The organism is Gordonia mangrovi, assembly GCF_024734075.1.
GTDB lineage: Bacteria > Actinomycetota > Actinomycetes > Mycobacteriales > Mycobacteriaceae > Gordonia > Gordonia mangrovi.
In genome coordinates, this window is sequence record NZ_CP102850.1 from 4,445,658 (window position 1) to 4,457,935 (window position 12,278).

At 66.5% G+C, this 12,278-nt stretch carries 5 protein-coding genes and 1 tRNA gene; 4 read left to right on the forward strand and 2 right to left on the reverse strand.

Features of this window, described 5'->3' with window-relative positions; all coding sequences use genetic code 11:
• Positions 1 to 159 precede the first annotated feature (159 nt).
• Positions 160 to 233 (reverse strand) — tRNA-Arg (locus NWF22_RS20175).
• 54 nt (positions 234 to 287) lie between these two features.
• Here NWF22_RS20175 and NWF22_RS20180 point away from each other — a divergent pair.
• The 3 genes from NWF22_RS20180 to ettA all read left to right on the forward strand — a co-directional run bounded on the left by NWF22_RS20180 (position 288) and on the right by ettA (position 4,754).
• Positions 288 to 2,315, forward strand: a complete 2,028-nt coding sequence (locus tag NWF22_RS20180) for a bifunctional copper resistance protein CopD/cytochrome c oxidase assembly protein (protein WP_233751178.1) — start codon at positions 288 to 290, stop codon at positions 2,313 to 2,315.
• A gap of 125 nt (positions 2,316 to 2,440) precedes the next feature.
• Positions 2,441 to 2,896, forward strand: coding sequence for a single-stranded DNA-binding protein (locus NWF22_RS20185; RefSeq protein WP_160902694.1), 456 nt, complete (start codon positions 2,441 to 2,443; stop codon positions 2,894 to 2,896).
• Between the two features lie 184 nt (positions 2,897 to 3,080).
• Positions 3,081 to 4,754: an energy-dependent translational throttle protein EttA gene (gene ettA / locus NWF22_RS20190; protein ID WP_160902693.1), complete on the forward strand. Its 1,674-nt coding sequence runs from the start codon at positions 3,081 to 3,083 to the stop codon at positions 4,752 to 4,754.
• Positions 4,755 to 4,828: 74 nt separating this feature from the next.
• Here ettA and NWF22_RS20195 read toward each other — a convergent pair whose 3' ends face one another.
• The gene (locus tag NWF22_RS20195) at positions 4,829 to 7,189 is read right to left on the reverse strand and encodes an arylsulfatase (protein ID WP_160902692.1); all 2,361 of its coding nucleotides are present in this window, start codon (positions 7,187 to 7,189) and stop codon (positions 4,829 to 4,831) included.
• A gap of 236 nt (positions 7,190 to 7,425) precedes the next feature.
• On the opposite strand from NWF22_RS20195, the gene NWF22_RS20200 reads away from it, so the two are divergent.
• A complete protein-coding gene (locus NWF22_RS20200) occupies positions 7,426 to 12,258 on the forward strand; it encodes an NAD-glutamate dehydrogenase (RefSeq protein ID WP_160902691.1) in 4,833 nt (1,610 codons plus the stop codon).
• Positions 12,259 to 12,278: the final 20 nt, after the last annotated feature.

Sequence of the window (12,278 nt, forward strand, 5' to 3'; positions counted from 1 at the left end):
CACCACGAACCCGATCCCGATGATCACGCACGAGACGAACGCCACGGCCGGCATCACCCACATGTAATCCATGTGAGCGATGTTACGAGCGAACGGGTGTGCCCGCGCGGTTTCCGGGGGACAACAGGACCTTGGTCCACACCGGCCGTGATCCGACTGTGCCCCCGGCAGGATTCGAACCTGCGACCTAGGGATTAGAAGGCCCTTGCTCTATCCACCTGAGCTACGGAGGCTGATGCCGCGGAGGCGGCAGCGTGGGCGAGTATAGCCCGTCCTACAGTTGTCTCATGACCAGCGCACCGCCGACAGTTCCGGCCACCCCCGGCCGGGACTCGATGCGCGAGCAGCGCAGCGTCGTCGCGGGACTCGCCTGGGCGCTGGGGTGGACGGCCGGGCTCGTGGCGATCGTGGTGACGGCCCTGTCGGCGGCGTCGGCCGTGAAACTGGCGGGCGTGCCCGATCCGGGCTGGATCACCACCTACGGACTTCCGGCGGTCACCGCGATCGGCGAGGTGGCGGCAGCCATTGCGGTCGGGTCCGCGGTCTTCGCGGCGTTCTTCGTGCCGCCGCAGGCCGACGGTGTACTCGACGTCGGTGGGTACCGGGCAATCCGGCTCGCCGCGTCCGCGTCGCTGGTGTGGGCCGTCTGCGCGGTCCTGATGATCCCGCTGTCCATTTCCAATGTGAGTGGTCAGCCACTCTCGGAGACCTTGCAGCCGACCAACCTCCTCACCGCCTACTCGCAGGTCGCCGACGCGCGCACCTGGCTGTGGACGGCTATTTTCGCGGTGGCCGCGGCCGCGCTGGCCCGTGTCGTCCTCCGATGGGGCTGGACCGTGGCCGTGCTCGCGATCACCGTGCTGAGCCTGATGCCGGTCGCATTGGCCGGGCATTCCTCGACCGGCGGCAACCACGACCTCGCCACCAACAGTCTGATCCTGCACATCGTCGCGGCGTCGGTGTGGATGGGTGGACTCTTCGCGGTGCTGCTCTACGCCTTCGCAGGTGGCCGGTGGCGTGTGCTGGCGGTCTCGCGGTTCTCCCGCGTCGCGTTCTGGTCGATCCTCGTCGTCGGGGTCAGCGGCGTGATCAACGCGTTGGTGCGGATGTCGCCTGCGGATCTGTTCACCGACGTCTACGGCGCCCTGGTGTTGGCAAAGGTCACGGCACTGGTGATCCTCGGTGCGCTCGGGGCCTGGCATCGGCGGGTGACGATCGCGCGGTTGACCGATGAACCCGCCGAACGTTCTGTGTTCGTGCGATTCGGGCTCATCGAGATCGTGGTGTTCGCGATCACGTTCGGATTGGCGGTCGGATTGTCGCGCACGCCGCCACCGATCGGGGAGATCGCCGACATCAGCGCAGTCGAGAACCAGATCGGCTATCGCATCGACGGTCCGCCGACACTCGCGCGCATCGCAGTCGACTGGCGGTTCGACCTGCTGTTCGGCACGTTGGCCATCGTGCTCGCGGTGGTCTACCTGCGCGGGGTGGTGCGTCTGCATCGACGTGGTGACCAATGGCCGGTAGGCCGCACCGTCGCCTGGATTCTGGGTTGTGCGCTGCTGCTGTTCACCACCTCGTCGGGCCTGGGCAGGTACTCGCCCGCGATGTTCAGCGTGCACATGATCGCGCACATGTCGATGTCGATGATGATCCCGGTGCTGTTGGTGCTGGGTGGTCCGGTCACCCTGGCGCTGCGTGCCCTTCCACCGGCCGGCCGGGGCAATCCGCCGGGTCCGCGCGAGTGGATTCAGTCGGCCATCCACAGCCCGCCCTCGCGGTTCCTGACCCACCCGGCGATCTCCGCGGTCATCTTCGTCGGCAGCTTCTATCTCCTGTATCTCAGCGGACTCTTCGAGACGATCGTCCCGTATCACGCGGCCCACCTGCTGATGAACGTCCACTTCATCGTCAGCGGATACCTGTTCTACTGGCTGGTGATCGGCATCGATCCGGCGCCGCGGCAGGTGACGCCGGTGGCCAAACTCGGCATAGTGATGGGGTCGTTGCCGTTCCATGCGTTCTTCGGTGTGGCGTTGATGATGACCGGCACCGTGATCGCGGAGAGCTACTACCGGGGGCTCAACCTGCCCTGGGACTACACGCTGTTCGATGACCAACGCGTCGGCGGCGGGATCGCTTGGGCCACCGGCGAGATCCCGTTGGTGGTGATCATGCTGGCCTTGCTGGTGCAGTGGCGGCGGCAGGACGAGCGGCAGGCACGCCGCTACGACCGTCGGGCGGCGCGCGACCACGATGCAGACCTCACCAGCTACAACGAGATGCTCTCGGAGCTCAACAAGCGCAAATGATCTGCTGCGGAGTATCCGCGCAGTTGTCCACAAATGTCGTCGCGACCCCGGTGCGGGGCGATTCCTGGTCGATGCTTGCTGCAGCCACGCGAAGCCGTGGCGAGCATCGAACGGAGGAGTCGAACATGTACGAGACCTACACGACCGTCATCGGGACCGTGGTGTCCGATCCGCGCCATCGGCAGACCTCGACGGGGGAGCCGGTGATCTCGTTCCGGGTCGCCTGCAACTCGCGGCGAATCGACAAGCGGACCCAGGAGTGGATCGACGGCCCGACGCTGTACCTCACCGTGAGTTGCTGGCGGCGCCTGTTGACCGGGGTGTCCCAGGCGGTGGCCAAAGGTCGGCCGGTGATCGCACACGGTCAGATCAAGACCAACGAGTACGTCACCGCAGACGGTGAGCGACGAGCAGACCTGGAGATGACCGCCACCGCCGTCGGACTGGACCTCAGCAGGTGTGTGGTGAGTTTCGAGGGCGCTCCGGGGCGGGAACCGTCGGTCGCGGGCACCACGACGCGACCGGTCGGGTCCGAGGTCGAGGGTGCGGGAGCGGACGCGCAGACGCCGACCGCGGCCTGAGTCACTCGCCGGTCGGTCATACCTGCAAGCCGCGGCGCCGCGGGGTGTGCGCGACCGGGCGGGCGTCGGCCCACTAGGCTGGAGCCAGTTGTGGCATCCGCCGGAAGGGCCGGATCGGCCCAGGAGATTTGCTCACCGTGCCCGGCTGTGGCACCGAGATCGAGGTCTGAAGGAGACGCTGTAAGTGGCTGAGTTCATCTACACCATGAAGAAGGTGCGTAAGGCGCACGGCGACAAGGTCATCCTCGACGACGTCACCATGTCCTTCTACCCGGGCGCCAAGATCGGCGTCGTCGGCCCCAACGGCGCGGGTAAGTCGTCGATCCTCAAGATCATGGCCGGACTCGATCAGCCGTCCAACGGTGAGGCGTTCCTGGACCCCGAGGCCACCGTCGGCATCCTGCTCCAGGAGCCTCCGCTCAACGAGGAGAAGACGGTCAAGGAGAACGTCGAAGAGGGGATGGGCGAGATCAAGGTCAAGCTCGACCGCTTCAACGAGATCGCCGAGCAGTTGGCCACCGACTATTCCGACGACCTGATGGAAGAGATGGGCAAGCTGCAGGAGGATCTCGACAACGCCGACGCGTGGGATCTCGACTCGCAACTCGAACAGGCGATGGACGCCTTGCGCTGCCCGCCCGCTGACTCGCCCGTGACCCATCTGTCCGGTGGTGAGCGTCGTCGTGTCGCGCTGTGCAAGCTGCTGCTGCAGAAGCCCGACCTGCTGCTGCTCGACGAGCCCACCAACCATCTCGACGCCGAGAGCGTGTTGTGGCTCGAACAGTTCCTCGCCGCCTACCCGGGAGCCGTGCTGGCGGTGACCCACGACCGGTACTTCCTCGATCACGTCGCGGGCTGGATCTGTGAGGTCGACCGCGGCAAGCTGCACCCCTACGAGGGCAACTACTCCACCTACCTGGAGAAGAAGGCCGAGCGCCTCGAGGTGCAGGGCAAAAAGGATCAGAAGCTGCAGCGCCGCCTCAAGGAAGAACTCGCCTGGGTGCGTTCGGGGGCCAAGGCCCGCCAGACCAAGAACAAGGCCCGGCTCGCCCGCTACGAGGAAATGGCCGCCGAGGCGGAGAAGACCCGCAAGCTCGACTTCGAGGAGATCCAGATCCCCACCCCGCCGCGGCTGGGTGACGTGGTGGTGGAGGTCTCACACCTCGACAAGGGCTTCGACGGGCGGGTGCTGATCAAGGACCTGTCGTTCACCCTGCCGCGCAACGGCATCGTCGGCGTCATCGGTCCGAACGGTGTCGGTAAGACCACCCTGTTCAAGACCATCGTCGGGCTCGAGGAACCGGACTCCGGCAACGTCAAGGTGGGCGAGACGGTCAAGCTCAGCTACGTCGACCAGGGCCGCGCCAGCATCGACCCCAAGAAGACCGTGTGGGAGGTGGTCTCCGACGGACTCGACTTCATCGAGGTCGGTCAGAACGAGATGCCGTCGCGCGCCTACGTGAGTGCCTTCGGGTTCAAGGGCCCCGATCAGCAGAAGCGCTCCGAGGTGCTCTCCGGCGGTGAGCGCAACCGTCTGAACCTGGCGTTGACTCTCAAAGAGGGCGGCAATCTGATCCTGCTGGACGAACCCACCAACGACCTGGACGTGGAGACCCTCGGTTCGCTGGAGAACGCGCTCGAACAGTTCCCCGGCTGCGCCGTGGTCATCTCCCACGACCGGTGGTTCCTCGACCGCACCTGCACCCACATCCTGGCGTGGGAGGGCAACGTCGAAGAAGGCCAGTGGTTCTGGTTCGAGGGCAACTTCGAGGCCTACGAGGCCAACAAGATCGAGCGTCTCGGCGCCGACGCCGCCCGCCCGCATCGAGTGACCCACCGCCGCCTCACCCGCGACTGAGAACTGCGATCGGCCGGATCGGCAGGTAGGCGATCCGGCCGACCGTGTCGGGTCCCGACGGCGTCGAGGCTCGGTCAGTCCATGGACAGCCAGGCCCTGATCTGTGCCTCGTGATCGGCGAATCTCTCGCCCGTCACATCGACCACCACCTTGTCGATGGTGCCACCACTGAACTCGAACGTGCCCCGGTCGGCATAGTCGGGGGTGACCGGCGATGCGCTGTCACGCCCGACGCTGATCCCGTCCCCCACGAGACAGAAATACCCGGGCTGGGTGACCAGCTCAGCGGAGCCGACCGCGCGGTCGTCGACATAAAGCGTCAGGATACCGGCGAATCCGGGCATCGACGGATCGGTGTGTGGGCCCGACATCTGGAACTCGGCGGTCATGACGTGTCGGCCCGGAGTGATCTCGGTCTGCGAGGTCACGGTCTGCAGATGCGTTCCCACCCAGTTGAAGGCGTAGCGCAGCGTGCGGTCTTTGAGGTAGAGGCTGTGGCCGCCGGCGACACCTCCGTGGGCGAACAGCACCCCCTCGGCGTCGGGTGTCTCGATCTCGACGCCGGCGACGATCGTGTACGACCGTCCGTTGATCGCCGGGCCCGCAGACTCCGGAACGTCAGCGATATTCGGGAAGAACTCGTATCGGTCCCGGGGCGGCGCAACCCTCGGTCGCTCGGCGAGCGTCTGCTCGAGGGCCGTTCGGTCATCGAGCGGGAGGCCGTTGAAGATGCCGGCGTAGTAGAACCACAGCTGTTTGAGCTGTTCGGTGCGCTCGGGATGGTCTGCGGCGACGTTGTGACACTGCGAACGGTCGGTCTCCAGATGGTAGAGCTCCCATTCGTCTTTCTCGAAGCTGCCCCAGCCCGACAGCGGTGGGTGCACCGTGCATGCCAGCCACCCGTCGTGGTAGAGCGATCGCTGCCCGAGCATGGTGTAGAACTGCGTCTTCTTGCCCGGCGCGTCGGCGTCGGTGAGGGCGGCCGCGAAGCTCTCGCCCTCGATCGGCGACTGCTGGTATCCCTTCAGTGACGCCGGTGGCTCGATGTCGAGCAGGTCGTACACCGTGGGGACCACATCGACGGCGTGGATGTACTGCTGGCGCGGCGTCGGCGACGGGCCGAACCGCGCCGGCCAGGACACCAGACAGGTGTCGGCGATACCGCCCTCGGCACCCGCCCAGCGTTTCCAATAAGGGAACGGGGTGTCCAGCGCCCAGGCCCAGCCGGTGTTGTAGTGGTTGTAGGAGGCCGGGCCACCCAGTTCGTCGATACGCTCCACGGTGGCCTGTGGGTCGCTGGGCAGACCGTTGAAGAAGCGCCACTCGTTGAACTCGCCGTTGGGTCCGCCCTCGCCGCTGGCACCGTTGTCGGAGATCACCACGATCAGCGTGTTGTCGAGTTGCCCGGTCTCCTCGAGATGATCGAGCACCCGGCCCATGTGGTGATCCCAATACGAGATGTACCCGGCGAAGACCTCCGCCATCCGGGAGAACAGGTGCTTCTCGTCGTCGTCGAGCGATTCCCACGGTCGCACGGTGTCCAGCATCGGCCACGGTTTGCCGTCCGGGCTGGTCCGATCGGGCTCACCGTGTGGGTTGATCTGTGAGAGTTCGGTGCCTTCGGGTAGCAGGCCGAGTTCGATCTGCCGGTCCAGAATCCCTTGGCGAATCTCTTCGTAGCCCATGTCGAAGCGGCCCCGATAGCGGTCGACCCACTCGCTCGGCACCTGGTGGGGTGCATGCCCGGCCTGGGGTGCCAGATAGAGGAAAAACGGCTTGTCGGGGTCGATGACCTTGGCGTCCTTGATGAACGCGATGGCCTGGTCGGCCAGATCCGGTGCGAGGTGGTACCCGTCCTCGGGACGCCCGGGCGCATCGATCTGGTGATTGTCGTGCACCAGATCGGGGTACCAGTTGTTGGTCTCGCCGCCGAGCCAGCCGTAGAAGCGTTCGAAGCCGCGCCCGAGCGGCCAGCGTCCCTTGTAGGAGGCGGAGTTGCACTCCTCGCCCGGTGTGAGGTGCCACTTGCCGACGCAGTATGTGTTGTACCCGCGCTCGGCGAGGACCTCGGAGATGAAACCGTTTTCGAACGGGATGCGCGTCGAGATGCCGGGGAAGCCCGAGGAGAACTCGGCGATCGTGGCCATCCCATTGCTGGTCGCGTTGCGTCCGGTCAGCAACGAGGCACGGGTGGGGGAACAGAGGGCCGTGGTGTGGAAGTTCGCGAACTTCACCCCGCTGTCGGCGATGCGGGCCATGTTCGGCGTCTCGACAGGGCCACCGAAGATGTCCATCGTGGCGTACCCGAGGTCGTCCCACGCCAGGAAGAGCACATTCGGCGCTCCGTCGGCGGCTCTGGGCGGAAGATACGGGTCCCAATCGGGAGTGGAGTCGCGGATGTCGAGTTCGATCTGGGCCTTGCTCGGGCGGGCCATGGGAAGCTCCTTTGGGGAGAACCGCACGCAACGACTGAGGCGTGTCGGTTTCACGATGGCGCGACACCCGTTCGAAGTCGTCACCCACATCGGGTGAAGTCGGCCTCGTCTGCGGTGCTGACACGCTGCGCCGAACGCGCATCGGCCACGTCGCGGCATCACTACCATCACAGGAAGAAGGGGCACAGCCGGAGACGCCGGTTTCCTGCCTCTGCAGTGATGTGGGGTGAGCGCCGGTGACGAATGTGACATCGCTTCTACCGCAGGCGATCGCACGCTATTTCAGTTCGTCGTCGGGGGCCGACGACACGCAGCTGCCCGACCCGGACACCTTCGACGACGAGGATGTGGCGCGAGTGCGTCGCCACCTCGAGATCGCCGAACGGCGGGGCGAGGAGGAGCGGCTGGTCGAGGTCGCCGGCACCGAATCGGGCGGGTTCGAGGTCGTGGTCGTCAACGACGACATGCCCTTGCTGGTCGAGGCGGTGCTGGCCTCGGTCGAGGCACACGATCTGGTGGTCAGCCGGATCGACCATCCGGTCGTCCAGGTGGTGCGGTCCGCGGACGGAGTGCTGGCGGACTTCGTGTCCGAGGACCCCACCGCGGTGGAGTCGTGGATCTTCGTCGTGGCACTCTCGCGCCAACCCGACTTCGATGCCGAGGCATTGCGCCGTGATCTCGTCGAGGTGATCGGCCGGGTCGCCGACGTGGACCGGGATGCGGCGACGATGCGTGAGACCCTCACTCGGTTGGCCGCCGAGTGTGCCGCGGCGCCCGTCGGTGCCGAGGGCGGGCTGCTCGTCGGTGACCGCCAGGAGTATGCGCACCTGCTGGAATGGTTTTCCGGCAATCACTTCCTCCCGCTCGGCTACGCGCAAGTGAGTATCGACGGCAGCGATATCGGCCGGCCGATGGGTATCTGGTGCACCGACACCGTCGCGTCCGATTTCCCGGTGGCCACCCGGCAGCCACTGCTTCCGGTGGTCTCGCGCGTCTACCTCGAGACGGGTATCCAACGGTCCGATTTCCCGACCCTGTTGCAGATCCCGGCCTTCGACAACGACGGCGTGCACACCGGCGAACACCGCTTCGTCGGCACGTTCACCCCCTCGGGTCTGCACCAGACGGTCCTCGACGTGCCGGTGTTGCGGGCCAAGGTGAACGGCGTGCTCAGCCGCGCACGGGTCGACGAGGACTCCTACGCCGGTCAGGCGATGCTCGAGCTGCTCCAGAACTATCCGATTGTGGAGATGTTCGCCTCCACCGACTCCGAACTCAGCCGGCGCATCGACGAGATGCTGGACGCGGTCGCCACGCGTTCGCTGCGGCTGTTCGTGCGCACCGACCCGGGTGGCGGCATGGCATCGGCGCTGGTGTACCTGCCGCGCGACCGCTACAACACCCAGACCCGACTGCAGTTGCAGTCGGAGCTGCTGCGAGCACTCGGCGGTACCGCGATCGAGTACACGGCGCGGGTCAGCGAGATGCCCCTGGCGCTGCTGCAGGTGCTGGTGCGCGTCGACGCCGACATCGTCCGATCGATCGGCTCGGTGGACACCGGCAGCGAGCAGCACCTGCGCATGCAGGCTCGCCTCGCCGACATCATCCGCAGCTGGGATGAGCGGGTGCGCGAACTCGGGCGCGACGCCGCGGAGTCGACCGACACGTCGTGGCCGGACGGCGGTGTCGATGCGGTGTTGCGCATGTTGCCGTCGCTGCCGGACGACTACAAGGAACAGCGAAATCCGCGCGAGGCCCTGGCCGATCTCATTCACGTGACGCAGTTGGCTCCGGGTGACGTCACCGTGACCCTGGGCCGGGTACTCGACGACCCCGACGCCGACGTCGACGAGTCGGAGGTGACACTCGCCGGCGGGGCATCCGAGGGGCGCGACCTGCGTACCGAACGCTGGACGTTCACGCTGTACCTGTGCGACGAGACCGCCACGCTCACCGACGTCCTGCCGGTGCTGCACAGCCTCGGCCTCGATGTGCTCGACGAGCATCCCTATCACCTGGTCCGCGGCGACGGATCATCGTGCTGGGCCTATGAGTTCGGGGTCCGGCTCACCGAGGGCATGACCATCGACATGAGTTCGCTGGCCGACCTCGAGAGTCGGTTCACCGAGGCCTTCGGTCAGCTGTGGCGACGCAACGCCGAGGTCGATGCGATCAACGAACTGGTCATCCGATGTGGTCTCGACTGGCGGTCGGCGGCGATGCTGCGTGCCTACGGCCGGTATCTGCGCCAGTGCGGATTCGCCTACACCACCACGCATGTCGCCGCGGTCCTCGGTGACCACCCGGCGGTCGCGCGCGGGTTGGTCGAGTTGTTCGCGGCGTCCTTCGACCCGGACTCGGCCGACGACGATCGCCGCCAGGTTGCCCTCACCGCGTTGCGTCGCGAGGTCGGTTCCGTGATCAGCCTCGACGCCGACCGCATCCTGTCGGCATTCGCCGCCGTGGTGACGGCCACCTCACGCACCAACTTCTACGTGCCCGGCGACGACGGTGGCCATCGGGCGGTGATGTCGTTCAAGTTGCGGCCGCGCGAGATTCCGCAGGCACCGCAACCGCGGCCGATGCACGAGATCTTCGTCTACTCGCCGCGCGTCGAGGGGGTTCATCTGCGGTTCGGCATGGTGGCCCGCGGCGGGCTGCGCTGGTCGGACCGCCGCGAGGACTTCCGTACCGAGATCCTCGGCCTGGTCAAGGCCCAGGCAGTCAAGAACGCGGTCATCGTCCCGGTCGGCGCCAAGGGCGGTTTCGTGGTGAAGCGCCCGCCCGCCGCCACCGACGACGCCACCACCGATCGCGAGGCGCAGCGCTCGGAGGGGATCGCTTGCTACCGCGCGTTCATCGCCGGACTGCTCGACGTGACCGACAACATCGACCGGCAGCGCGGCACGGTCCTGCCCGCCCGGTCGGTGGTGCGTCGCGACGGCGACGATCCGTATCTGGTGGTCGCCGCCGACAAGGGCACCGCGTCATTCTCGGACATCGCCAACGACGTCGCCGCCGACTACGGCTTCTGGCTCGGCGACGGCTTCGCGTCGGGGGGATCGGCGGGCTACGACCACAAGGAGATGGGCATCACCGCCCGGGGTGCCTGGGAGTCGGTCAAACGGCATTTCCGGGAGATGGGTGTCGACACCCAATCACAGGACTTCACAGTGGTCGGGGTCGGCGACATGAGTGGCGATGTCTTCGGCAACGGGATGTTGCTGTCCGACCACATCCGGCTCGTCGCCGCATTCGACCATCGACACGTGTTCGTCGACCCGACACCCGACGCGGCAACCTCGTTCGGCGAACGGGCCCGGCTGTTCGATCTGCCCCGCTCCTCATGGGCCGACTACGACCCCGCACTCATCAGTCGTGGCGGCGGGGTGTGGTCGCGGCATCAGAAATCCATTCCCGTCAGCGACGAGATGCGTGACGCGCTGGGACTCGACGGTGGTGTCACCGAGTTGTCGCCCCCGGAACTCATCCGTGCGGTGCTGCTCGCGCCGGTGGACCTGTTGTGGAACGGCGGGATCGGCACGTACATCAAGGCGTCGAGCGAGTCGGACGCCGACGTCGGGGACAAGGCGAATGATGCGATCCGCGTCAACGGTGACGAACTGCGGGTCAAGGTGATCGGGGAGGGCGGCAACCTCGGCGTCACCGAGCTCGGCCGGGTCGAGTTCGATCTGTGCGGCGGACACGTCAACACCGACGCGATGGACAACTCCGCCGGTGTCGATTGCTCCGACCATGAGGTGAACATCAAGATCCTGCTCGACGCCGCGGTGTCGTCAGGTGACCTCGACGCCGATCACCGCACCGACCTGCTCGACTCGATGACCGGTGAGGTGGCCGACCTCGTTCTCGCCGACAACATCTCGCAGAACTCCGAACTCGGTTTCTGCCGCACCTACTCTCAGGAACGGGTCGACGTCCACGTACGCCAGCTCGCCGATCTCGCCGACACCTATGACGTCGATCTGCACCTCGAGGCGCTGCCCGAACCGGCGGAGCTGCGCAAGCGGTTCGCCGGTGATCTCCACCGGGGTCTGACGTCGCCGGAGCTCGCGACGCTGATGGCGCACGTCAAGCTGGCCACCAAGTCGGACCTGCTCGTCACCGACCTGCCGGACAACGACGTGTTCGACGAGCGGTTGGCGCGCTACTTCCCGGTGCCGCTGCGCACACGGTTCGGCACCGGCATCCGAGCCCACCGTCTGCGGCGTGAGATCGTGACCACGACGCTGGTCAACGACGTCGTCGACAAAGCGGGCACCACGCACCTGTTCCGCCTACGCGAGGGGGCCGGCGCGTCCACCGAGGAAGGGGTGCGTGCCTACGTCGTGGCCAGTGCCGTGTTCGGTCTCGACGAACTGTTCGAACGGGTGGTACACGCCGCCGCGCCGGTCACCATGATCGACGAGATGACCTTGTACGCGCGGCGCCTGCTGTTCCGGGCGTCGCGCTGGCTGCTCGCGTTCCGGCCGCAGCCTCTCGCGATGGCCGCCGAGATCACGCGTTACCGCACCCGGGTCACCGAACTGTCGGCATTGCTCGACAGCTGGATGGGAGCGAGTTCGGCGCTCGACGTCGACCAGCGGGTGGAGCACTATCAGCAGGCCGGAGTACCGCAGGATCTCGCCCACGACGTCGCCATCGGCCTGCACCGGTTCTGCCTGCTCGACATCATCGATGCCGCCGAGATCGCCGACTACGACCCGGTGGAGGTCGGCGAGGTGTACTTCGCCGTGATGGAACACTTCGGCATCGAGGAACTGTTGACGTCGGTCTCCGACCTCGAATACGGCGACCGTTGGCATGCGTTGGCGCGCTTGGCACTTCGTGATGACATGCACGGTGCGCTACGCGCGATCACCCTGAAGATCCTGGAGATCGGTGAACCCGACGAGTCGGCGGGGGAGATGATCGCCGAGTGGGAGTCGTCGCAGTCGTCGCGGTTGTCGCGGATGCGCACGATGCTGACCGACATCAACGACCTCGCCGACCCCGACCTCGCCACCCTGTCGGTCGCCGCCCGGCAGTTGCGCAGTGTGATCCGCTAGGGGCTCATTTCGCGCAGGGA

Excerpts from the sequence above, each read along its gene's own strand:
- NWF22_RS20195 (WP_160902692.1), bottom strand. The coding sequence starts at position 7,189 with ATGGCCCGCCCGAGCAAGGCCCAGATCGAACTCGACATCCGCGACTCC.
- NWF22_RS20185 (WP_160902694.1), top strand. The coding sequence starts at position 2,441 with ATGTACGAGACCTACACGACCGTCATCGGGACCGTGGTGTCCGATCCG.
- NWF22_RS20180 (WP_233751178.1), top strand. The coding sequence starts at position 288 with ATGACCAGCGCACCGCCGACAGTTCCGGCCACCCCCGGCCGGGACTCG.